We start from the raw sequence: 24,406 nt of genomic DNA, 5'->3' as shown, positions 1-24,406 counted from the left end.
TCGGTAAGATGGCGCGTAAATCACTGCCTTTCGTGTCTGTCTTGCCCAAGGATTACGACAATAAAGGCATAAATTAGCCCCCACAATTGTCAAAGATTATAAAGTATTCAATGTTTGCAGATAACCCGTTGCTTGCTCAACTAAAACAGCAAATTAAAGAAAAGATCCCTACTAAAGAAGGGACAATTAAAGCGACAGATAAAAAGTTTGGTTTTCTAGAAGTAGACAACAAAACCAGTTACTTCATTCCGCCTCCTTATATGAAAAAGTGTATGCACGGCGACCGAGTTGTAGCATTGATTCGCACTGAAAACGATAAAGAGCAGGCCGAACCGGATCAACTGCTTGAACAAGCTGTTACCCGTTTTATTGGTCGAATTAAACTGTTTAAAGGACGCTTAAATGTGGTTCCTGATCAACCACAGTTACGTAATCTTTCTCTTAAAGCTAAAACGGCTAAAGGGCTTAAGCATGATATGTTTGCCGAAGGCGACTGGGTTGTAGCGCAGGTTATTCAACACCCTCTCAAGGGTGACGCCGGTTTCATGGTGGAAATCACCGAAAAAATCACCGACGCTAACGACAAAATTGCCCCTTGGTGGGTAACGCTGGCAGAAAACGATCTGCCAAAAACCGAACCTGCAGGCATCGAACAGTGGCAATTGCATGACGATGCCGATCTTGTCCGTGAAGATCTTACCCACATCCCTTTTGTCACCATTGACGGTGAATCCACAAAAGATATGGATGACGCGCTATACGCTCGTAAAACAGAAAATGGTCAGTTTGAACTGACTATCGCCATTGCAGACCCTACCGCATACATCACACCGGATGATGAAATGGATAAAGTGGCTCGTGAACGTGGATTTACCATCTACCTTCCTGGTCGCAATATTCCTATGCTACCTAGAGATTTGGCTGATAATCTTTGTTCGTTAATTCAAGACCAAGAGCGAGTTGCACTATGCTGTACTGTGACCATTGATAGCGATGGCACTATACAAGATGATATTCGCTTCTTTGCCGCAAATATCAAATCGCACGCTCGTCTAGCCTACAATTATGTCTCTGATTACTTAGAAACAGGTACCAGTGAACAATGGGCACCAAGCGACGAAATTGCTACCGTAGTCAATGCTCTTTCAGATATGGCAAAAGCACGCAGTGCTTGGAGAGAGACGAACGCAGTTATCTTCCCTGATCGACCAGATTATCGTTTTGAATTAAGCGACGATAACGACGTGATTGCGATTCATGCCGATATGCGTAGAACAGCCAATAAATTGGTTGAAGAAGCTATGATTACTGCCAACATCTGTGCCGGTCGTGTTCTTAGTAATAAATTAGGAATGGGCATCTTTAATACTCATGCCGGTTTAAAAGACGACAAAGTCAATAACGTAATCGACTTGGTGACCGAATACGGCGCACAGGATTTTAATGCGCAAAACGTCACCACTCTTGAAGGCTTTACTGCTCTGCGTCGTTGGTTGAACAATCAACCCACCCAGTATTTAGATAATCGCATCCGCAAACACCAAAGCTACGGCGAAATGGGTAACACCCCTGCTCCACATTTTGCAATGGGGTTAGATATCTACGCCACTTGGACTTCCCCGATTCGTAAATACAGCGATATGGTTAACCATCGCCTACTTAAATCGATCATTTTAGATAAAGCACCAGTACAAACGCCAGATGACGAAGTGGGCGACGAATTGGCTTTGCATCGTAAACATCACCGAATGGCAGAACGAAAAGTCAGTGATTGGCTGTACGCTCGCACTTTGAAAAAAGATGTTGCGGCGCAAACTAAATTTAAAGCTGAGATTTTTGATATTGGCCGTGGCGGTATGCGAGTACGCTTAATTGAAAACGGCGCAGCGGCATTTATACCAAACTCTTTAATTATGGATAACAAAGAGCGCATCGAATCTAGCACTGAGCAAGGCACAATTTCTATCGATAAAGAGCAAGTGTATAAACTCAGCGATACCGTTGAAATTGTTCTAACTGATGTCGATATTGATAAACGTAATATAGTGGGTAAACCTACTGACGTTTTTGCGGATCTTCCTGCTGAAGAAGATCAAAAGCAAGATTAGACACAAACGTTAAGCTATAAAATGACCACCCTGCAGAATGCTGATAAAGCTCTGCAGGGTTTTTTATTCTTTTTAGAATGTACATAGCAAAATCTACACAATCATTGCTTCACTTAACTGAGCAGTTAGATAAGATAATAACACTCACTTAAAAAGGCTTTCTTGTGTCGCCGTTAGTATACTTATCGCTGTCTCACTTACCTTCTGCACAACAGCATGACTCATTGGCAATGCCACTGGCATTTTTGCGTGTGCAAACTGGCACGACAACGCCTCATATAAAAGACGTACCACCAGCGGCAAACTCTATTCAACTGCATTGTTGCCTAACTAAAGATCTCACTCACTTTTTATCCTCAACTAGGCAAAAGGCTGTGGCAATAGACACTGTGCTATTGGAATTTGCCAGCTTAGAAGCATTTCTTGAGTCTCCTCATTTACTAGAGCACGATTCATCTCAATATCTGCAATTAGAAGATAATGAAAAACAGGGCCCTGACATAAAGCCCAGTGCACTTGCTAGGATGGAAACATCAATTGAATGGGATGTACTCGAACAACAATTGTTTGATGCTCTAGTGACTTGCACACAAAGCTCTGATTATCTAGCACAAGTGCAATACGGATTATTAAACAGTTTTTTGCTGCAAGTTACGCACTGCAATCCCAGAGTTATCAATACTATAAAAGAAGCAACAGGGACTTACCTTTCAGAAAGTGCACGTTTTTCCGAAAAAGTGTCTTTCTTTCTTGATATGAGATTGGATAAAGAGATAAGCCTGCCTATGCTTGCACAACACTTGAAACTTTCTATTTCGAGCGTAAAACGAAAACTGGCCGATGAAGGACTCTCTTTTTCACAAATGCTTAAACAGAAAAGAACTTACAAAGGTGCCACTATTTTGCGCGCTGGGCGTACTAATATAAATGCTATAGCAAGCCTATGCGGCTTCAATAGCGCCACTCAATTTACCAACGCCTTTAAAAGTGTTTATGGCTGTACGCCAAAAGTATTTCGTAAAGAGCGCAGAACGCCATAACGATACGAACTCAACCCAGAGCCAAAGCAACTAAGTAATTAAGCAACTAAGCAACTAAGCAACTAAGCAACTTCAAACATGGACGCTACCGACATCTTGCGCACATGATGACAGCAACGAAAAGGAACGATGACATGCAGTTTAGCTATTCAAATCCAACCAATATCTATTTTGGACAGTCTCAAATCGCCGCGATTACTCGCGCTATCCCAAGTGATAGCAAAGTATTGGTGATTTACGGTGGCGGTTCTATTAAAAAGAATGGCGTGTACGATCAAGTTGCCAACGCCCTATCTGATCACCAGTGGCAAGAATTTTCTGGCGTAGAGCCAAATCCATCCGTCGAAACCTTAAACAAAGCCGTCGAAATTGCCAAAAAAGACAACATTACCTATTTACTCGCCGTGGGCGGCGGTTCGGTAATTGACGGTACTAAATACGTGGCCGCCGCTTCACATTACGAGGGAGACGGTTGGGATATTCTCACTGGCAAACACAAAGTAAAAAGCGCTATTCCACTCGGTGCTGTATTAACGCTTCCTGCAACAGGTTCTGAATCGAACAAAGGCGCAGTAGTCACCAAAAAATCTACTCAAGATAAATTGAGCTTCTTATCTCCTCACGTACAGCCAAAATTTGCTGTCCTTGATCCAGATGCAATGAAAACACTGCCGCAACGTCAATTGATCAACGGTCTTGTGGACGCATGGGTACACGTGTGTGAGCAGTACATCACTAAGCCGGCTGAAGGTATGGTGCAAGATGGATTTGCGGAAGCGATTCTTAAAAACCTCAAAACACTGGGTGAAGACTTTGCTAATCACGACAACAATGCATGGCGCGCTAATTTAATGTGGAATGCTAACCAAGCATTAAACGGCCTTATTGGCGCAGGCGTCCCACAAGACTGGGCAACACATATGATTGGGCATGAGCTTACCGCCTTGTACGGCGTTGATCATGCTCGCTCATTAGCTATCATCCAACCTTCATTGCTGCGCAATCAAATAGAGTTTAAACGCGCTAAGTTGGAGCAAATGGGGCAAAACGTATTTGAACTCGCACAAGGGCCTGATCTTGCCGAACGCACTATCGACCAAATAGAAAGCTTTTACCATAACTTACAGGTCGCAACTCAATTAACCGAACACGGCACCGATAAACCAGCAGCGGTGCAAGCAGTCCTAAATCAATTGCAAACACATAACATGGTCACATTAGGAGAGAATCAATCGATTACTCTTAAAAAGATCGATGAAATTTTACAAAGCGCGATTGCTTAAACTTATTACAGCACTCTTTACTTGTTGAGTGCTGAGACACTGAGGAGACCAATAGGTCTCCTCAGATAAATAATGGAGTAAAACGGAAACCTTTAACTGCCATCCAAAAGCAACAACGGAAAAATCCATCCTGTCAAGACCAGACACTTAACAGTAAATGCCACTCAAAGTTATGAAGCTCATCACAATTTAAAATAAAACTTTTAAGCCAACTGCACATAATTATCTTTTTGTTTCTTCGCTATTATATAAATAAGTTAACAAGGCACTATAAGAACGACAATCACAAAACATAACCACAACAATTGCACCACAATAATCAACAATAAAGCGAGAAATAATACAATTTGTATATTTTAATTAATATAATGTGTTGTTGTATAAATATCGGTAATAGCAATAAATATGTAATTCAGATGTAGAACCACGCCAACCTAAACAAAAGAAAAATACGCATTTACCAGAAATAATTAATCACTATAAAAAATCTTTTACCTTTTACATATGATAATATTCATAAGGTGAATTTATTACTTCACGAAGTGTTTATTATTTAGACCAATAGGCAACCAAGTTGTACTTCAAACAACAAGACGCGGTCAAGCCATTGATTTAATGGCGTTTTTTTAAATAGAAACTCTTGTGTACTAACTCTATTTTCTTTAGTGTTATAAATTAACGCACCAGAAATCAATAATATAAGAACATCAACTGGTCAATTAATATCAATTAAATGTTTAAAAAATAATCCAAGACGATATTTTTCACACATGCAACTGCTCGCATAAAAATCCGTTAACTTTTGTGAAAATTTGGATTAATAAACATAAAATATCGACATAAATGCATATATAATTGGGGGCATTTTGTCGCATTACTTGATCTTTTCGTCTAATGCCTTTATTTTCGAACCTTGCTTTCGTCTCTTCATTGAGACTTAAAAATAAGGAAACTCGCAAACATGAAAAAGATTTCAATTACATTTGCAATGCTTTTGGCTGCTCTGACAACCACTACAGCATTTGCAAAAGACAAAGTTTATAAGATCGCGACTGATGCAGCTTACGCTCCTTTCTCGTTCAAAATAGATGGTGCATATACTGGTATCGATGTTGAAGTACTAGACGCTATCGCAAAAATCGAAGGCTTCGAATACCAACTAAGCCCAATGAACTTCAATGGCATTATCCCAGGCGTAGTATCTGGTCAACTTGATGGTGCTATCGCTGGTATGACAATCACAGAGAAGCGCGCAAACGTTTTAGACTTCTCTAACGGTTACTACGAATCTGGTGTTATCCCTGTTGTGACTGTTGATAGCAAAATTGCATCAATCGCTGACTTCAAAAACAAACGTTTTGCAGTTAAGAAAGGTACAACTTCTGCGGATTGGGCAAGTGCTAACCGTAAAGACCTAAATTCAAGCATCCGTTACTTTGACGATTCTGCATCTATGTTCCAAGAAGTGATGAACGGCAACGCTGATATCGCTTTCGAAGACTACCCTGTTATTGCGTACAAAATTTCTCTAGATAAAGCACCAACTCTAAAACTTGTTGGCGATAAATTGAATACTGCTGAATTCGGTTTTGGTGTTAAGAAAGGTCAAAATGCTGAGCTTCTTCAGAAGTTCAACGAAGGTCTAGCAAAAATCAAAGCAAACGGTACTTACGAGAAGATTCTTAACAAATACCAGTAAAACCTAGTGTCAAAACTTGGTTTTAGAAACATTGCTTTAAAATAAAAATATTTACTCAGGAAGGAGTTTATTGCATAAGCTCCTTCTTTCTTTTCTAAATAGCCTCTTAGATGAGCGCCTTATTTTGAGGTTAACATCTTCGCGACGAGGTTAAGTAGTTTTAAAAGGAAATTCGTATGTTTGAGCTATTCATGGATAGCCTACCTGCCTTTATCGAAGGGATGAGAATCACCCTGATCATAACGGTATGTTCGCTGTTCTTGGCAACTGGCATTGGTCTAGTATTAGGCCTTATTAATATTGGCAAAAACAAGATTTTACGCGCGATTGCCAAAATTTATATCGATATAGTCCGTGGTACACCTCTTATCGTTCAAGCCTTCTTCTTATACTTTGGCATGACAGGTTACCTTGGCTTTCATATGACAGCTGAAGTTGCAGGTACCATTGTTATCAGTATTAACGCTGGTGCTTACATGGCTGAAATCTTCCGTGGCGGTATTCAAGCCATTGATAAAGGTCAAATGGAAGCGGCACGTAGCCTTGGTTTATCATCGACTCAAGCAATGCTGAAAGTGGTACTTCCACAAGCTTTCCGTCATATGATTCCTGCCATTTTGAACCAGTTCATTATTTCATTGAAAGATACATCAATCCTTACCGTTATTGGTGTTAGTGAATTGACACAATCAGGTCAAATCATCATTTCTTCAACGTATCGTTCGTTTGAGGTGTGGACAATGGTCGGCATTTTGTATTTTGTTCTTATCTATATTTTGAGCACTATCTTTAGACAAATTGAGGCGCGTTTGAACAATGATTAAAGTATCAAAACTAGTAAAAGCTTATGGCAATAACGTTGTTCTAAATGGTATCGACTTCAATGTTGGCGAAAATGAAGTAGTTTCTCTTATCGGCCCTTCAGGCTCTGGTAAATCTACCCTACTTCGCTGCCTAAATGGTTTGGAAGAACTTAATGGTGGTCACATCATTATTGATGGTGATGACCTAGCGAACAAAGATTTGGACATCAACAAGTTCCGTGAGCATGTTGGCATGGTATTCCAATCTTTCAATTTGTTCCCGCACCTAACGGTAATGGAAAATATTACGCTTGCGCCATTAACGCTGAAAAAAGCCAACAAAGCAGAAGCACAAGCGACTGCCTTTGAATTGTTGGACAAAGTAGGCCTACGTGACAAAGCAGATGCGTATCCGAAAAGCTTATCCGGCGGTCAAAAGCAGCGTATTGCAATTGCTCGCGCTCTGGCAATGAACCCAGATATCTTGCTTTTTGATGAGCCAACTTCGGCACTTGACCCAGAAATGGTCGGCGAAGTTCTGCAAGTAATGCAAGATCTAGCCAATTCACACGGCATGACGATGGTTGTTGTAACTCACGAAATGGGCTTTGCTCGTGAAGTGTGTGATCGCGTTGTCTTTATGGCTGACGGTAAAATCGTTGAACAAGGTAAGCCTTGTGAAATCTTCGATAATCCGCAAAACGAACGTACTCAAGACTTCTTATCTAAAGTTTTGTAAGCGTTTTCGCTTTACCCGTTATCCATCTAAAAGTTTGGGAGCTGATTTTAATCAGTTCCCATTTTTTTATCTGGAGCTAGTGACATTAGTTTTGGGCAATAAAAAAGGACCTAAATGCTATTTAGGTCCTTAATCAATCGTTAATTTTACGACTTATCTTTTTCGAGATTATCGCCGAAATTAGAAGAAGTTGATAGATTTACGCCCTGTTTTAGCGTTTTTATCACTGTTATCAACTTCATTGTTGTCTGTTACTTGACTCTGCACTTTAGAGCGAGAGTAGGTATCGGCAACATGCTCTTCAACATATTCAGGCTCATCATCATAACCTTGATCGCCAGCATCGTAATCCGTTGCCACGCTGTCGTCTGCATAATCTGCTTCAACAACGTCAGCAGGATCAACATAGATCACTAGGTAGAATTCTTCATTAAATTGAACCAAATCACCGTCAACCAATTTACGACGTTTGCGGGTTTCAATTTCACCATTTACGGCGACAAAGCCTTGGCTTATCGCTTGTTTCGCTTCACCGCCACCACTAACTGCATCAGCAATCTTTAGTACCTTGTAAAGTTCAACCGGTTGAGTTGACACCTCAACACCAATTGCTTCAATTTCGATTTCTTCTTCTAAGTGATCCACTGCATTTCCAACTTAAGTTTTCGAGCTATGCTCGTTAATTGGCGACATTCTAACTGCTATTGGAACTCAGGCATAGCACCAAGTTTATTGTGCCAAACTTGGATATGGGAGTATTGCTCGTCAATGTCGACTTTAAACGCGCCTTTCATTAGATTGATGAACAAGAATCCGGTGATATCAGCAACCGATAGCTCATCACCAGCAAGATAGGTCGAATGGGCTAATCGGTTATCAAGTTTTGTGAGAAATGCCACTGCACGACCTTTTGACTCCTCGCCCCACTCACTTACGCAATTTTCTCGGTCGGAATAAAAGCCCGTGATGTTTCTAAATGCTTGGAAGCCTGCGATAAGCCCTTGAAACTCAACAATGCGGTGCCACATTTCAACTTGCGCACTCTGCAAGCCTGGCGCGCCAAATAGATTCGCTTGATTAGGCACAATATGATCAAGGTAACGACAAATCGCGACAGACTCACTGATGTAAGTACCATCGTCTAACTCCAATGCAGGCACTGTGCCGCTAGCGCTCTTATTTTGGAATTCAGGGGTAATATTTTCACCGCCCTTCAAGTCCACTTGAACACGCTCAACCTCAGCCCCAATCAGCTTGAGAAAAATCGAAACACGTCTACAGCTTGGCGTTGCCGCCGACTCATACAATTTCATTTCATATTTCCTTATTAAAATTTCGCTTTAAAGCGCTTTTGAATCAGTCCGATAAGGCATCGCAATTTTAGGTAATGTATCCATCAATTACCTGACAAACCACTTCCTCATAACAGACAATACAAACTTTCGATATTTCAAAATTAACCGAGCTCTGGGTAAATAGCTCGGCGTATACAACACTGTTTTGGCATGACTAAAGGTTCTAAACCCTTCTTCACCATGATAACGCCCCATTCCCGAATGCCCTATTCCGCCAAACGGTGCATCTTCGGCTGCCACATGAAAAATGGTGTCATTGACCGCTACTCCTCCAGAATGAGTATTTGCCAAAATATAGTCAACTGTCGGTTGTTCATTACTCATAACATATAGCGCTAAAGGGCGCTCATGAGCATTCACATACTCAATCGCTTCTTCAACTTTTTGATAGGTGATGATGGGTAAAATAGGCCCAAAGATTTCTTCCTTCATTACCGCTAAATCATCGCTTGGATTAAAAATAAGATGTGGCAATAATTGATTTTGTTCTGTGGTGCTATTACCGGCAGTGACTTCTATTACACGTACGCCATCAGTCGCTTTAGCTTGCTCTATATATTGCTGTAAACGCTGGTATTGTTGGCTATTGATTATATGACTGAACTGGCTAAGATCTTTGGCGAAATAGCGGTTAAAACGCTGGGCAAATAGTTCGGCAAATTCATCGGCTCTGTTTTGATCAATCAGCACATAATCTGGAGCCACACAAATTTGACCTGCGTTGACACATTTGCCAAATACAATTGAATCAACAATTTTCTCTAACTGCGCGTCAGGCGCGATAATTACTGGCGATTTACCACCTAATTCAAGCGTGACTGGGGTTAAATTTTTAGCGGCTGCTTGCGCGACCATACGCCCAACCGATGTTGAGCCAGTAAACAGCAAATGGTCAAAAGGCAACGCACTAAAATTCGCGGCGATAGTCGCTCCGCCTTGTATCACTACCACTTCTTCATCTAAAACCGACAAGATGTTAGTGAGTACCTCATTGGTCGCAGGAGTAAATTCACTCAGCTTTAGCATCACTTTATTTCCCGCGGCAATGGCAGTTGCTACCGGCGGTAGGCTCAGCATTACCGGGAAGTTCCACGGCGAAATTATTCCCACTACCCCAAGAGGCTGATACTCAACTTTTACTTTTGAAGGAAACAGCATTAATCCTGCATGGCGCTTCGACGGTTTTGCCCATCGATTGAGGTTTTTTAAAGTGTATTTGATGTGATTGATGGTTGGAATAATATCGGACAGAACAGAATCAAACTCTGAGCGATTGCCAAAGTCTTTTGCCAATGCCGAGACCAGTTGCGCCTGCTGCTCTAATATTGACTGCTTAAGTAACAATAAGCGCTGTTTTCGTTGCTCTAAACTTGGGTTTGGTGCATCGGCGTAACTCTTTTTTAAAGCCACTAATTTCAAGCCTAAATCTTCACTTTGTTTTAAAGTGTCACTTGAAACCAAATTAAGTCGCGCCATTACTGCCTCTCATCAAAACTTTTACTGTCATCAGGATTGTTACTGTGCAATCGATTGTAGGTGATGAAAAGCATTACACCTAACTCTGTCATACAAAAGTTTTACCTGTAGCAAAAACAAGGCTCATTAAGGCAAAAAATACTAGTTAATAATAGACATACGTCATGCTTACTTGCACACAAAATTACGCATAATGGCTACCGAGTTGTCATTTTTTGACTATTCTCTAATGATCACAATGCATAGAGAGCAAGCCATTGAACATTCTCATTATTGGGGCTTCTGGAGGTATAGGAACAGCGATTATTAAACAAGCACAGCGCGCATTCCCTACCGCCAATTTGTACGCAACTTACCGCTCTTCAAAACCTCAAATACAAATTGAAGCGCCACTCAATAACATTATTTGGTTTAAGGTAGATGCCTCATTAGACGAGGACATAAAGCACTTATCTGAAGAAATAGAGCATCTGGATATTCTGATCAATGCCGTCGGTTTTTTACATGCGCCGGGCCAAAGACCTGAAAAATCAATCTCTGAATTTACGGTCGAGCAATTTAACCGCAATCTTACTTCAAACACCTTGCCAACATTGTTACTTGGCAAACATTTTTCGACTCACCTAAAAGGCAAAAAAAATACGTATTTCGTTGCCCTATCAGCGAGAATTGGAAGCATAGAAGACAACCACATAGGAGGATGGATAAGCTACCGTTGTTCAAAAGCAGCGCTGAATATGGCGATAAAAACCATCAGCATAGAATGGCAAGTAAAACTTCCTAACTGTTGCGTTTTTGCTTTTCATCCAGGAACAACCGATACCTCGCTATCACAACCATTTCAGAAAAACGTGCCGCAAGATAAGCTGTTCACTACAGATTACGTGAGCCAACAATTATTTAAGTTAATCAATACGGTGCAAGCCAAAGATACAGGTAAATTTTATAGTTTTACCGGTGATGAAATCCCTTGGTAACATGCGTTAGTCAATGCGTTAGTCAATGCGTTAGTCAATGCGTTCAATGTCTCTATGTTTAAATGTTTCAAGCGAGTTATTATGTCCAACCTTGAATCCATTTTTGTGTACGTTTCAATTCGTTCCAATCTATTGAGTACTCATTTTTAGATAACACCGCTTCCAATTTACACAAAGCAACAGCGCCATCCTCATCAAACTTAACCTCCGACACTAAAAAATGCTTCTCGCGATTCATCGGCGCTACAGCAGTCCATTTGCTATGGTGTAATTTGGCTGGATTTATTCGATTCATGCTGTCTCCATATCTGACTCGTCAAATTGATACACTTGTCATTTTACGAAGATGAACCGCTTTAAGTTCAGCGATCGTTTGTATTATTAGCGGTGGCGTATTACGAAGAGATGTGACAACGTCAAAGGTTCGAGAACTGCATTCATTTTCAAGTATTACTGGGTTAAGCCTTGCCTACACAACGCTTAACCCATATTTATTACATGATATTTCTACGACGAGCTTCTTTCTTATAACTGGACTCGCGATAAAGCCAAAGCAACCCATTTGCAATAATCATTAGCGCGGCAAACAATACATAGTTCACCCACTGGCTCTTCACAAATGATGCAATACCCTGCTCACCGATAGAAGAATATTGAAAAGCGATACTAAACACTAAATAGAAAGCAAAAGAGCCAAGAGTGCTCTTAGAAAGCCAATTCAAGAAACCTTGCTCTCGTTTCTGATGCCAAATTTGAAACACTTTATCGTTCATATATTTACCTAACTTGATTATTTCTGTACTTAATTCAGTGCGTTTCACTTGTGTCGTTTCACACTAAATAAAGAAGCAAGCAACGCTTGCCATAATACTAAACCTTTTTACTATAAACTCGAACCCCAACGAAGAACGGGTAATACAAAAAGCTTACGAAAATTTGCGATACACACTAACAAAGAGCGACATTATCTCACGATGTGCGTCTAACTGAATACACAAAGCTGGCATTTGAGGGATTTAACATACTATTTTGATACCAGATACAAGATCAAATGTAGCGAAGCATATTGATATACCTACAATCTTCTCTTTCTATACAACATGTGTAATTGACACGCCCTTACACAATGTTACGATTCTTCGTTTTTTAATGACCAAAGACCAAGAATATGAAAAAGTTTATCGCTCTATTTGGCTTAATAATGTGCTGTACAACACAAGCATCTGAGACAGCATTAACATGGCATACATACAAAACGATAACGCTTCCAGAGGTAACTCAAAGTCGGTTAAATACAAAGCTTAAGCTCATAGAACTCGTATCTTTGCGTCAATGGAATATTATTAACCCGACTTTAGACTCTTTTGACATGTCTCTAGATAGATGTAATTTAAAGATTTCTTTTACCAATGAAGCAATAACTATCAGTCAAGGTAAGCTTATACACACTCCAGGCTCAAGACCTAAGAGATCAAACCGAAGACCGCCATGCACCCAGACTTGGTTGTCTAACGTAGTTAAGGATATCAACACAACTCTTAGAATTATGTCAGCCCAACAAGAAACTATAAACCTGGAAAAAGCTCATCCTATAAAATAAGCATCTTTAAAAGTGAAAAAGGTTTCGCGCGTTTAGAACAAGGTAGCGGTAAATCAGTAAAACCGGTTGCTCTATTTACAGACTTTGAAATTGTTACAAACTCTGAACTTGAACATTACTTATTACAGTTATCAATAGGTCAATCTGCAGCCTGATTTATAACAAATAAGGATAGATGTCGCCCATCCGATATCTATCCTGGTTGTTGAACAAGCCCAGCGCGACTTTATTATGTAAATTGTACGATAGATTTTGAAGTGAACTTCACCTTGGTACTTTTCTTAAGGTAAGCGCAACAACCTGCCTTGCGTAGCGTAATGGTATGTTAACTTAACGTATTCACGATCAAACTTAATTACCAACCGACCCCATCATCAAGATCAACCTTATCTTGAATCATAAGATACAAAAAAGGGGTAAACCCACTATGGGCACCCCGCTTTTTCGTATAGTGATTATAAAGCTTTTTAGCCTGTGCTACTGACCGCTACAAGTCGGTATCGTATTGATTGCATAGTCCATGACTGATTCTGCAACCTGTTGTGACTCTCCCGCTCGTACCTGAGTAGAGAGGCCATAAACAACTGATAACAAGTATTTTGCTTGCAGTTCTGCGGTCGCAGTCTCAGTGATTACTCCCTCAGATTCGATCAAGGTTGTGAGCAAGTTTTTGGTTTTCAATCCAAATTGTTTAATGTACACCGTGGCTTCCTCAGGAAAGGCAACGCTGTCATACTCGTTCACGCTTTTTACTAATAAGCATCCTAACGGAGTATCAGCATCCGAAAACTTTTGAATCAGCTCATAGAAACACGCTCGTAGTCTTTCTATGAAATGCGCATCAGAGGGTTCAGTGATATGGCGATAACACGGCTCACTGTATTGTTTGATGTAGTGCGCAACCACTTCTTTGAATAGCTGTTCTTTATTGCCAAAAGCGGCATATAAGCTAGGCGTATTGATGCCAAGCTCTGAGGTTAGATTCGCAACAGATGTAGCGGCATAACCGTTGTTCCAAAATATGCGCATTGCCTTATCGAGTGCGATATCTCTGTCAAATGATCTCTTTCTTCCGGCCATTGCCTATGGTGCTCCTACCTAAAATAGCGTACTGACACATATTCTGTAGCACTCACTAAAAAAATGTCAATTTCATTGTCAATATTACTTATCGATCGGTACAGAATGCACGCATAAATTCCAACTGATGCAAATGATGCAAATGATGCAAATGATGACACCGTTAAATACGGCATTCGTACTATCAAGTTCTGACCGAACACTTGGGAAGGCGACAGCTTTATGGCGATAGGAATGAAGGATTCGGTACTAGGCGAACTGGCGATGATGGCGCTAAGAAATGTTATTCAAGGCTGTCCCGAGCCAATGGAAATAGCCGAAGCAGGACACGTTTGTTAGCACATGAGTGCCGTGGCTCTCTTTGACTTTGTAATAGATATTAAGTTAGAAGCTCTGTTATGAGCAGAGCTTCTAATCTTTCGTTACATGTACTTCATTACTTTCCGACGCTAAGCAAACTGATTCATGGTGTTGTTTTCACCCGATGCTTTCAGTGCTTGGTCACCAGAGAAGTACTCTTTGTGATCATCACCTATGTTCGAGCCAGACATGTCTTGGTGTTTCACCGAAGCCAGTCCTTGACGAATCTCTTTACGTTGTACCCCTTTAACGTACGCTAACATGCCCATTTCACCGAAGTAATCTTTGGCTAGATTGTCAGTAGACAATGCCGCTGTGTGGTATGTTGGCAGAGTGATCAAGTGATGGAAGATACCTGCATCTCGGGCTGCGTCTTGCTGGAAGTTTTGGATTTTGATGTCCGCTTCTCTTGCCAACTCCGACTCGTCGTAGACGCTGTTCATCAGTTTTTCACGCTCATAAGCGGTCACATCCATGCCCTGCTCTTGCCACATATCAAACACTTGCTGACGGAAGTTTAGCGTCCAGTTAAACGATGGGCTGTTGTTGTACACCAGTTTGGCATTCGGAATCACTTCTCGAATTCGGTTAACCATGCCTGCAATTTGTTGAACGTGCGGTTTTTCTGTTTCAATCCATAATAGATCAGCGCCATTTTGTAGCGAGGTAATGCAATCTAACACTACGCGATCTTCACCTGTATTGGGTTTAAAGCGCACTAGACCATTCGGTAGACGTGTTGGTTTAATGTACTTGTCGCCTTGCTTGATCACCATCTCACCACTGGCTAGCTCTTCAAGTTTTGTCACTTCTTCGCCATCAATGAATGAGTTGTACACATCGGCAAGATCACCTTCGCTCTGACTCACAGGGATTTTCTGAGTTAAGCCTGCGCCAAGGGAATCTGTTCTTGCTACGATAACGCCATCATCTACGCCAAGTTCCAAGAATGCGTATCGAACTGCATTGATTTTTGCTAAAAAGTCTTCATGTGGAACGGTTACTTTGCCATCTTGGTGACCACATTGCTTAGCATCAGACACCTGATTTTCAATCTGAATACAACACGCACCTGCCTCGATCATTTTCTTCGCTAGCAAATAGGTTGCTTCTTCGTTACCAAAGCCTGCATCAATGTCCGCAATAATAGGCACCACGTGAGTTTCAAAGTTATCGATTTGATTTTGCACTGATTGCGCCGTGACAGCGTCACCTTCTGCACGTGCTTTGTCGAGTGCTTTATAAAGGTGGTTAAGCTCGCGAGCGTCGGCTTGCTTTAAAAAGGTATACAGCTCTTCGATTAGCATTGGCACGGAGGTTTTCTCGTGCATAGATTGATCTGGCAGCGGACCTAGCTCTGAGCGCATGGCCGCCACCATCCAACCGGATAGGTATAAATAACGACCGCGAGTGGTCTCAAAATGCTTTTTCACTGAGATCATTTTTTGTTGACCAATGAAGCCATGCCAGCAGCCTAAAGATTGGGTGTAATTAGCGTTATTTTCATCGTACGCTTGCATGTCTTCACGCATGATTTTGGCGGTAAAGCGTGCGATATCCAACCCACAGGTAAAGCGATTTTGTAGCCTCATGCGCGCGACATATTCAGGATTGATTGCCGCCCACGTTTGTCCTTGCTGCTCAATAGTGCCTTTTGCTGTCTCTATTACTGATTTGTAATTATCCATAATGGTTCTCTCCAGTTATTCAGTTAGCTGTGTGTTGAATTATCGTTTTGCTTGTAGGCGGTACTCATGAAGTAGTGGTTCTGTGTAGCCATTTGGCTGCTCAGCACCTTGAAAAATTAAGGCTTTTGCACATTGAAATGCATGGCTAGTGTCTGTATTTGGCGTCATAGGTAAGTACCCCGATGTGCCTTGGTTTTGCCCATCGACGGTGGTCGCCATCTGCTCAAGGACATCGTTAACTTGATTTGAGGTGCAAATGCCGTGTTTTAACCAGTTGGCGATATGTTGACTGGAAATTCTTAAAGTCGCTCTGTCTTCCATTAACGCCGTATTGTTAATATCTGGCACTTTAGAACAGCCCACGCCCATCTCTATCCAGCGCACGACATAACCAAGAATGCCTTGAATGTTGTTCTCTAGTTCACGAATCACGTCTTGTTCAGTTAGTTCGTTTTCTTGCGCCATAAGAGGAATGTTTAACATGCCACGCTGGTAGTCTTCGTTATTGGCAGACAAACGTTGTTGCTGCTGTTTTACGTCTATCTCCAAATAGTGCAAAGCGTGCAAAGTGGCCGCCGTTGGTGATGGCACCCAAGCAGTAGTTGCGCCCGCTTCAAGGTGAGCAGTTTTTTGCTCCATCATTTGCGCCATTTCATCAGGCATTGCCCACATGCCTTTGCCAATTTGCGCTTTACCCGCAAACCCAGTATTTAAACCGGTAGAGACATTGTTTTTCTCGTATGCATCAATCCAAGTTTGATGTTTAAGCTCTTGCTTAGGTAAAAATGGTCCGGCTTGCATGCTGGTATGAATTTCATCCCCAGTGCGGTCTAAAAAGCCAGTATTGATAAAGAACACGCGTGATTTTGCGGCGCGAATACACTCTTTTAAATTCAATGAAGTGCGGCGCTCTTCATCCATAATGCCAATTTTGATGGTGTTTGGCTCAAGCCCCAACATACGTTCAACGCGGTCAAACAACTCACAAGAAAACGCCACTTCTTCCGGGCCATGCATTTTCGGTTTTACGATATAAATGCTCCCGGTACGGCTATTTTTCATGCGGCACTGCGAAGGGTTTTTGATTTCGATAGAAGCTATCAAAGCCGTTACTACCGCATCGATAATTCCTTCCGGCGCTTGCTCACCATTGGCTAGGGTGATTAAGTCACTGGTCATCAAGTGCCCTACGTTGCGAATCAGCAGTAGCGAGCGACCGTGCAGGTTGTAATCTTCACCGCTGCGACCGTTATAGCTTTTATCCCCTTCCAAGCGGCGGATTTGTGTTACGCCGTTTTTCTCAAAAGATGCACTCAATGAACCCGTCATCAAGCCTAGCCAATTACGGTAGGCATCGATTTTGTCCGCGCTATCCACAGCGGCAATCGAGTCTTCCAAATCCATGATGGTGGAAACCGCTGATTCGATGTTGATATCATCAATATGTGCTAAATCGTGCTTACCGATTTTCCCTTGACGGTTAATGATAATTTCAACGTGCAAGCCATTGTTTTTAAGTAGGATTGAGGTTGGCTCTCTTTCTGGATCACTGGCACCTACAAACTGACATGGCTGCTTAAGTCCGGTGTGTGTCCCATCAGGGAAATGTGCTAGCAAGCTATTGAAATAGATGGTGTAACTTTCCACATCGTGGTGCGATCCTTGGTCTAACGTAAACACTCTGTCTAGAAAATCTTTAGCGTATGCAATCACGTGTTTGCCACGTGCAGGGTTGTATTTTTTGCCCGCTTTCATTCCTGGCTCTGTTTGTGCAATCACATCCGTGCCATACAGCGCATCGTACAAACTTCCCCAACGCGCGTTGGCAGCATTTAGTGCAAAGCGTGCGTTTTTGATAGGCACTACCAGTTGCGGACCTGAGATGCTGGCAATTTCTTGGTCTACGTTGCTAGTTTCGATTGAAAAATCGCCACCCTCAGGTTTTAAGTAACCTATTTGAGTGAGAAAGATTCGATACTGCTCAGCATTAAACGAACGGTGCTGGGCATGGAAAGTATCGATTTGCTGTTGCATCTGCATGCGGGTATTGAGTAGCGCTTGGTTAATAGGCGTTAGCTCTGTCACCAGTTGTGTAAAGTCATTCCAAAACTGTTCGACATTCAAACCCACAAGTGGCAGCACTTCAGTATTAACAAATTGGCAAAAGCTTTGTTGTATCTGGCATTCCTTAGTCATTGGTAGATTCATGGCTCTATTCCTCGTGATCATTATTGAAGTGCTTTTTTCACTCAACGTTGTTTCTATAACTTCGTTTTGAAGCGCTTTTCACTTGCTGCTGTTGCAAACTAAACATTCAATCTGTTACTGAAGTCGAATATTTACTCTACATGCTTTTACTTTAACTAAGATTTAACTAAAATTTCACAATAGAAATTACACAGTGTAAATTTTACAAAAATGAAGAGTAAAACCAGTTTGTTCAGACAGTCGCATTTTCTCGGTACTAAAATCCGTAATCTGCGTAAAAGAAACCACCTGACCCTTGAAGATCTTTCCTCACGGTGCGTCAAATTAAATCCAGAATCGGCCCCTTCGGTTTCATATCTTTCGATGATAGAAAGAGGCAAACGTGTTCCAAGTGAGGACATGCTTGAAGTGGTGGCGGATGTGTTTCAAAAGCCAATAAATTGGTTTTTAGATGATGCTAATGAACAAAGTGAACTGGTTCCCGAAAAAGGCACGAGAGGCGGCGTAACGGGCATGGCGCTTGAACCTAGCTTTTTGTTTTCTCATGAGATTTTACAAATTGCCATCCCTGAAATGTTGGCGCAAACAGGCACGACGGGGCGGCAATTTGCCCATCTATTAATTCGTGCTCACCAAGAGCACAATCAAAATCACTTTCCCGATTTAGAGCGTGCCGCTGAGGAAATTGGGCAAAAGAAAATGCCCTTGTCTGTAGATAATCTGCTTGAAATCTGCACTGATATTGGACTTAGCGTAAAGTGGTTTAAAGAACTGCCGCAAAGCGTTATTGAAGAGAGCGGTGACAAAAAGCAGCGAGTGGTTCGCTCCTATTTTGAAGCGCCCAATACTGTGCACGTCAACAGCATTTTGAAAAAAGATCCTATTCGCCTTAAATACGATCTTGCGGTAAATATTGGGCATAAAGTGCTGCACCAAGGGGATGGTGAAAAAAGTAAACTCATGTCTGATAGCAAGCCAAGCTACGGCGTAAGAGATGAAAATCAGCCCACCAGTTCCGCTGAATTGGACTCCACCAAAATTTTGCATGCATGGCGCGACTTTGAATGTTCCTTCTTTGCCGGTGCATTGCTTTGCCCTAGAGTACCTTTCCGCCAACTGCTCGATAGAAACGGCTACGACATCAGCGTTTGCAACCTCGCGGGTGTTTCCGAATCTATAGCAATGCGACGCATGACTGCGGTCTCACCCTACCCTCACTGGCATTATTTCGACGCTTATTATCCGGGAACACTCAAAGCGGTGTATCGCGGTAATGGAATACCTCTGCCTTGGGGAAACATGAAGATGGTCGAAGATCCGTGTCAGCACTGGGCGGTTTTTCGCATGACAACGAAAGACACCGACTTTAATGTTAGCGTGGCGCAAATCTCCATTTTGATGCAAAACGATGTACCACATATTTACTGCTGTGAATCCGTTAAGGTTAAAGATTTTGCCGGCAACTCGCATGTACTATGTAGCGGCCTTGATTTAAACCCAGCCATCGCCGCACAAGGATTTAACGCCATTGATGTGGCGCAAAGGCTTAAGCAATCTTGCATAGATAACGGCGGCACAGGACCGATTCCTAAAGACATTAAAGAGTTGTTACTCACCGTGGGCAGAATTTTAAATATTAACTGGATTGAACGCGGCATAGACAACAGAGCTAGGCTCATCTGCTCAAGAGGCTCAGTCTGTCCTAGAGTGCCACAATGTAAACGCCGTCAGAAAAAACCGATTAAAGTCGTACAAGAATAACCTCAATCAGATAAAAACAAAGAGGGTTGCCAAGTATAACTAGGCAACCCTCTTTTTTATTTTCGTGAATAGCTTATTTTACGCCAGACGACATTTCTCTGTGAACTATGAGACTGAACGCATCTTTGACAACAACTGCTGACTCGCCAAAGTAGGATCGCTGGCCGCCGAAATGGCCGACACAAGTGCGACACCGTCAACACCTGTTTTTGCCACACTTTGGATATTGCTCTCGTTAATGCCGCCAATCGCCACCAGCGGTTTGGTTGACGTTTCAACCGCGCTTTGTAGCCCTGCTAAACCCCAATGTTTAATGGTGTTGGTTTTAGTTGGCGTGGCAAAAATAGCGCTGACACCCAGATAATCAACAGGCAAAGACTGCGCTTCTAGCAGTTGCTGCTCGCTTTCCACTGATAAGCCCAACAACTTGTCTTTACCCAGTAAACGTCTGGCATCTTCTACTGGCATATCAGACTGCCCCAAATGAACTCCGCAGGCATCAACAGCAAGTGCAACATCAACGCGATCATTGATAATAAGCGGTACACCACTGCCCGCCATCACCTCTTTTACCGCGCGGGCGCGCTCAATAAATGCACGCACATCGCCGTGTTTTTCACGAATTTGCACCATAGTGACGCCACCGGCAATAGCTTGCTTGACCACAGTGCACAGGGTTTTAAGATCTTGGTGATCATCGGTCACAAAGTAGAGTTCATAAGGGTTCATACTGCGTCCTTATACCGTTTGCAGTTTTAAACGAGATAAGACCGTGTCTGTGTCTAGCTGATACAAGGTATCTAACAAGTTCATTTGCAGTGACCCTGGACCGGCTGATTTCTCAGCGGCGATTTCACCTGCAACGCCTAAAATAGCGGTAGCGGCAACACCGGTCACTTCGCCAATAGCGGCAAATGCACCCGTGATCGCGGTGTGCGAACAGCCCATACCCGTTACATAAGGCATCATTTGATGACCATTATCGAGCTTATAAGTGGCTTGTTTAGTCACGACATAATCACTCGCGCCAGAGATCACCACGTTTGCGCCATACTGCTCAACGCAGAACTTGGCGGCGTTGACCGCAGAGTCACTGCTATCCAGTGCATCCACACCTTTTGATTGCGCTTGTTCACCGGCCAAAGCAATGATTTCTGAGGCGTTGCCACGGATAATCAATTGGTCGGCTTGCTCGGCAATTTGACGCGACACTTCAGTGCGAAGCGTACTTGCCCCGCAACCGACAGGATCAAGTATTACCGTTTTGCCGTTGATATTGGCTTGCTCTACCGCAAACAACATACGTGGGATCCACACACTGTCTAGCGTACCAATATTGATCACTAAACTGCCTGCAAAGCTCATCATTTCGGCCATTTCTTGCGCCGAATGCGCCATAATTGGCGAAGCGCCAATAGACAACAAGGCGTTTGCGGTGTTGTTCATTACCACATAGTTGGTGATGTTTACCACCAGTGGTTTACTGTCACGCAGAGTTTGTAAACTGGCTGCTATTTGATTTTTATCCATTGTCTCATCACCTTATGTAATGGCGTTACAACCTTATTTGAGGACGTTGTAACCTTGCTCCCAAAACGCAATTTCCATACGAGTCGCAGTTCTAAATATCTCTATAAGCTCTTTGCCACGAGCACTATCAAGCGCAATATCTTTGATAAGATCATCAAGATTGGCCGTGCATTCTACCACTGATTGCTGAAACTCTTGGTCAGAATACATTTCCAGCCAACTGCGATACGGGTTGCCTTCTAGTTTGGTGCTCTCGCGACCAATCAAGTTCTTGCCAATCACTCCGTAACCGATGGCACAAGGTGCTAATGCTGTGTACAAATCCGTTAGATCGCCCGCACTGCCAGTATCCAGTACGTAGCGAGTGTAAGCGACCGTACCGAAATCTTCGGTTTCCGCTTCCATCTCTTGCTCACTGATACCCCATTTAGCACAAAAATCCACATGATGACCAATTTCAGCATCCAGCAGTGCGTGCAAACTGGATAATGCATTGCGCATCTGAGTCAAATTTTTGGCTTTATAAATGGCGAGTGCATAGGCTCTTGAGTATTGGACTAAGAACAAAAAGTCTTGTTTTAAATAGTGTAAAAACACGTCATGCTCAAGAGTGCTGTCAGCAAGCTGATGTACAAAATCATGCTCAATATAACCTTGCCACTCTTGCTGACAAGCTTGAATTAGTTGCTCTGTATTCATTGGACTGCCTTAAAAACTAGGTAGGTAGTTGGCACTGTTTGGCACGCTACCAATAATTTTGTTATCAAACATAAACTGTGCATAGTTGTCATAACGCTGGCGATCAACTGCTGCTGGACGCAGTGCAAATCGAGTTAAAGTATCTTCCCAAGCGCGGCGGTTAAGCTCGTTGTTTAGCGTATCTGGTTTGTATGCAACAAACTCTTTCCACGCTCGCTCTGGGTGATTGACAATATATTGTGTCGCCAACTCGATTGCGTGGTTAAAACGTTTTAACGCATCTGCGTCATAGCTGTTGGCATTAGCCACGAAAACCAATTCATCATAAGCCGGTACGCCATGCTCTTCAGGGAAGAACGCTTTGGCTTTAAAGCCTTCTATAGCCAATTGGTTGGTTTCAAAGTTTCTGAAACCGCCCCAAATAGCGTCTACTTTGCCAGAAGCTACCGACGACGACAGTGCCCAACCTACGTTAACAATTTCAACGTCTGAGAATTTCAAACCTGCAGAGCGCAACATAGTGCCAATGCTCGCCTCTTCGTTGCCGGCAATGGCAATACCCACTTTTTTGCCTTTCAGATCTTTGAGTGAGTTAATTTTACCGTTGTCGATCACCATCATAGTGTTTAGCGGCGTTGAAACCAAAGTACCGCTGCGAATCAAAGGCAGCCCTGCCGCTACATCAATGGTCAGCGTTGGCTGATAAGATACCGCAAGGTCGATTTTGTTCGCCGCCACCAATTTAGCTGGAACGCTAGGATCAGCCGGCTCTTGAATATTCACTTTTAAGCCTTGCGCTTTAAACAAACCGCGCTCTTGGGCGATAACGATTGGACCGTGATTTGGGTTCACAAACCAATCTAGCATTAACGTGAGTTCTTTGTCTTTGGCTTTTGCGCTATCACTGGCAAGTGATAATGGGCTAAATAAAACAGAAGTGGTTGCCAGTAACGCAAGCAAAGTCGAGATAGATCGTTTCATTAGGGTTCCTTTTCCTTGAAATAATTATTACGGGTTAAAAATCAATAAGATAGCTATTACTATCCGGAATAGTTTTTATAATATTAAGCTGTTGCATAAAGTGGCTGTAGTCGTCATAGCGCTGTTTATTCATCGCCGAAGGACGCAGTGCAAAGCGGGTTAAGGTATCTAACCAAGCTCTATGGTTTAATTCGTTGTCCAGAGTGTCAGGGTTGTAGGCCACAAACTCTTTCCATGCTTGCTCTGGATGATTGACAATGTATTGAGTGGCTAACTCAAGGGCTTTATTAAAGCGAGCAATCGCGTCTTTATCGTAGTGCTTAGCATTGGCTACAAACATCAGTTCATCGTAAGGTGGAATGCCGTGCTCTTCTGGGTAAAAACTCTTGGATTTATACCCTTCAAGCTCTAACTGGTGCGATTCAAAGTTGCGCATTCCGCCCCAAATAGTATCAACGCGACCCGACGCTAACGATGACGACAGCGCCCAACCCACATTCACAATTTTAATGTCTGAGAAATCAACGCCGTCATTTTTTAGCATGCGACCAATAATGGCTTCGTCAGAGCCAGAAACTGATACGCCGACGGTTTTTCCTTTTAGATCCGCCAGCGTATTAATTTTGCCGTTGTCTAATACCGTCAAGGTATTTAAAGGGGTGGCGAGTAACGTACCGCTCCACACCAAAGGCAAACCCGATGCCACATCAATCAAAAATGAGGGTTGATAAGAAATAGCAAGATCCACTTGATTCGCCGCCACAAGCTTTGATGGAACGCTCGGATCGGCTGGCTCTTGAATAGTGACTTTTAAGCCTTCTTTGGCAAACATGCCCTTTTGCTGGGCAATCACAATTGGCCCATGATTGGGGTTTACAAACCAGTCCAACATTAACGTCAGTTGTTTCTCTTTAGCAAAAACCGCACTACTAAATAAAAGCGCAACGCTTGCTAACACTGCGCTGAATTTTGTTTTAAACGAGGTCATGTCTCTTCCTTAATGACATAAATAGCAGCAG

The 24,406-nt window shown here is 42.5% G+C and carries 21 protein-coding genes and 1 pseudogene; 9 read left to right on the top strand and 13 right to left on the bottom strand.

The genetic code is table 11. The features are described 5' to 3' along the window. Positions 1-110 precede the first annotated feature (110 nt). The 6 genes from rnb (at position 111) to VHA01S_RS08760 (ending at position 7,672) form a co-directional block, all read left to right on the top strand. Positions 111-2,108, top strand: coding sequence for an exoribonuclease II (gene rnb, locus VHA01S_RS08785; protein WP_023404010.1), 1,998 nt, complete (start codon positions 111-113; stop codon positions 2,106-2,108). 164 nt (positions 2,109-2,272) lie between these two features. After that, positions 2,273-3,148, top strand: a complete 876-nt coding sequence (locus VHA01S_RS18645; protein ID WP_023404009.1) for an AraC family transcriptional regulator — start codon at positions 2,273-2,275, stop codon at positions 3,146-3,148. Between the two features lie 134 nt (positions 3,149-3,282). Then, on the top strand, positions 3,283-4,431 hold the full coding sequence (locus VHA01S_RS08775) for an iron-containing alcohol dehydrogenase (protein WP_023404008.1): 1,149 nt from the start codon (positions 3,283-3,285) through the stop codon (positions 4,429-4,431). A 961-nt stretch (positions 4,432-5,392) separates the two neighbouring features. Further along, complete coding sequence (locus tag VHA01S_RS08770; protein WP_023404007.1) at positions 5,393-6,130, top strand: transporter substrate-binding domain-containing protein; 738 nt, start codon at positions 5,393-5,395, stop codon at positions 6,128-6,130. A gap of 176 nt (positions 6,131-6,306) precedes the next feature. Beyond that, positions 6,307-6,954, top strand: coding sequence for an amino acid ABC transporter permease (locus VHA01S_RS08765; protein WP_023404006.1), 648 nt, complete (start codon positions 6,307-6,309; stop codon positions 6,952-6,954). Further along, on the top strand, positions 6,947-7,672 hold the full coding sequence (locus VHA01S_RS08760; protein ID WP_023404005.1) for an amino acid ABC transporter ATP-binding protein: 726 nt from the start codon (positions 6,947-6,949) through the stop codon (positions 7,670-7,672). The genes VHA01S_RS08765 and VHA01S_RS08760 overlap by 8 nt, the downstream gene beginning before the upstream one ends. A gap of 401 nt (positions 7,673-8,073) precedes the next feature. Here VHA01S_RS08760 and VHA01S_RS18790 read toward each other — a convergent pair. From VHA01S_RS18790 to VHA01S_RS08745, 3 genes and pseudogenes are all read right to left on the bottom strand, one after another. Further along, positions 8,074-8,317, bottom strand: a pseudogene (locus tag VHA01S_RS18790) (RNA-binding S4 domain-containing protein); the annotation flags it as partial. 56 nt (positions 8,318-8,373) lie between these two features. Beyond that, positions 8,374-8,985 carry a glutathione S-transferase family protein gene (locus VHA01S_RS08750; protein WP_023404003.1) on the bottom strand — a complete coding sequence of 204 codons (612 nt, stop codon included), beginning with the start codon at positions 8,983-8,985 and terminating at the stop codon, positions 8,374-8,376. An 87-nt stretch (positions 8,986-9,072) separates the two neighbouring features. Beyond that, positions 9,073-10,503 (bottom strand): coniferyl aldehyde dehydrogenase, encoded by a 1,431-nt coding sequence (locus VHA01S_RS08745; RefSeq protein WP_023404002.1) that lies wholly within the window; start codon positions 10,501-10,503, stop codon positions 9,073-9,075. Positions 10,504-10,760: 257 nt separating this feature from the next. Between VHA01S_RS08745 and VHA01S_RS08740 the strand changes: the two genes are divergently transcribed. Next, positions 10,761-11,480 carry an SDR family NAD(P)-dependent oxidoreductase gene (locus VHA01S_RS08740; RefSeq protein ID WP_023404001.1) on the top strand — a complete coding sequence of 240 codons (720 nt, stop codon included), beginning with the start codon at positions 10,761-10,763 and terminating at the stop codon, positions 11,478-11,480. 79 nt (positions 11,481-11,559) lie between these two features. Here VHA01S_RS08740 and VHA01S_RS08735 read toward each other — a convergent pair whose 3' ends face one another. After that, positions 11,560-11,775, bottom strand: a complete 216-nt coding sequence (locus tag VHA01S_RS08735; protein ID WP_023404000.1) for a TIGR02450 family Trp-rich protein — start codon at positions 11,773-11,775, stop codon at positions 11,560-11,562. A gap of 199 nt (positions 11,776-11,974) precedes the next feature. Beyond that, the gene (locus tag VHA01S_RS08730) at positions 11,975-12,253 is read right to left on the bottom strand and encodes a hypothetical protein (protein WP_023403999.1); all 279 of its coding nucleotides are present in this window, start codon (positions 12,251-12,253) and stop codon (positions 11,975-11,977) included. Positions 12,254-12,648: 395 nt separating this feature from the next. On the opposite strand from VHA01S_RS08730, the gene VHA01S_RS08725 reads away from it, so the two are divergent. Next, positions 12,649-13,080 (top strand): hypothetical protein, encoded by a 432-nt coding sequence (locus VHA01S_RS08725; RefSeq protein ID WP_023403998.1) that lies wholly within the window; start codon positions 12,649-12,651, stop codon positions 13,078-13,080. A 477-nt stretch (positions 13,081-13,557) separates the two neighbouring features. Here VHA01S_RS08725 and VHA01S_RS08720 read toward each other — a convergent pair whose 3' ends face one another. From VHA01S_RS08720 to VHA01S_RS08710, 3 genes are all read right to left on the bottom strand, one after another. Next, positions 13,558-14,160 carry a TetR/AcrR family transcriptional regulator gene (locus tag VHA01S_RS08720; RefSeq protein WP_023403997.1) on the bottom strand — a complete coding sequence of 201 codons (603 nt, stop codon included), beginning with the start codon at positions 14,158-14,160 and terminating at the stop codon, positions 13,558-13,560. Positions 14,161-14,609: 449 nt separating this feature from the next. Next, positions 14,610-16,208 carry an isocitrate lyase gene (locus VHA01S_RS08715; RefSeq protein WP_023403996.1) on the bottom strand — a complete coding sequence of 533 codons (1,599 nt, stop codon included), beginning with the start codon at positions 16,206-16,208 and terminating at the stop codon, positions 14,610-14,612. A gap of 39 nt (positions 16,209-16,247) precedes the next feature. Continuing rightward, on the bottom strand, positions 16,248-18,416 hold the full coding sequence (locus tag VHA01S_RS08710) for a malate synthase G (RefSeq protein WP_023403995.1): 2,169 nt from the start codon (positions 18,414-18,416) through the stop codon (positions 16,248-16,250). Between the two features lie 210 nt (positions 18,417-18,626). Here VHA01S_RS08710 and VHA01S_RS08705 point away from each other — a divergent pair, with 210 nt between their 5' ends. Continuing rightward, positions 18,627-20,177 (top strand): DUF3612 domain-containing protein, encoded by a 1,551-nt coding sequence (locus VHA01S_RS08705; protein ID WP_023403994.1) that lies wholly within the window; start codon positions 18,627-18,629, stop codon positions 20,175-20,177. 105 nt (positions 20,178-20,282) lie between these two features. Here VHA01S_RS08705 and thiE read toward each other — a convergent pair whose 3' ends face one another. The 5 genes from thiE to VHA01S_RS08680 are packed head-to-tail and all read right to left on the bottom strand — an operon-like array spanning position 20,283 to position 24,375. Beyond that, positions 20,283-20,906 (bottom strand): thiamine phosphate synthase, encoded by a 624-nt coding sequence (gene thiE, locus VHA01S_RS08700; RefSeq protein WP_023403993.1) that lies wholly within the window; start codon positions 20,904-20,906, stop codon positions 20,283-20,285. A gap of 9 nt (positions 20,907-20,915) precedes the next feature. Further along, complete coding sequence (thiM, locus tag VHA01S_RS08695) at positions 20,916-21,707, bottom strand: hydroxyethylthiazole kinase (RefSeq protein WP_023403992.1); 792 nt, start codon at positions 21,705-21,707, stop codon at positions 20,916-20,918. A gap of 33 nt (positions 21,708-21,740) precedes the next feature. Next, positions 21,741-22,406 carry a thiaminase II gene (gene tenA / locus VHA01S_RS08690; protein ID WP_023403991.1) on the bottom strand — a complete coding sequence of 222 codons (666 nt, stop codon included), beginning with the start codon at positions 22,404-22,406 and terminating at the stop codon, positions 21,741-21,743. Between the two features lie 9 nt (positions 22,407-22,415). After that, positions 22,416-23,387: an ABC transporter substrate-binding protein gene (locus VHA01S_RS08685; protein WP_023403990.1), complete on the bottom strand. Its 972-nt coding sequence runs from the start codon at positions 23,385-23,387 to the stop codon at positions 22,416-22,418. Positions 23,388-23,421: 34 nt separating this feature from the next. After that, the gene (locus VHA01S_RS08680) at positions 23,422-24,375 is read right to left on the bottom strand and encodes an ABC transporter substrate-binding protein (protein ID WP_023403989.1); all 954 of its coding nucleotides are present in this window, start codon (positions 24,373-24,375) and stop codon (positions 23,422-23,424) included. Between the last annotated feature and the right edge of the window lie 31 nt (positions 24,376-24,406).

The organism is Vibrio halioticoli NBRC 102217, assembly GCF_000496695.1.
In the GTDB taxonomy this organism is placed as follows: domain Bacteria; phylum Pseudomonadota; class Gammaproteobacteria; order Enterobacterales; family Vibrionaceae; genus Vibrio; species Vibrio halioticoli.
The sequence above is the reverse complement of the archived record's forward strand: the minus strand, read 5'-3'. Positions and strand labels throughout refer to the sequence as shown.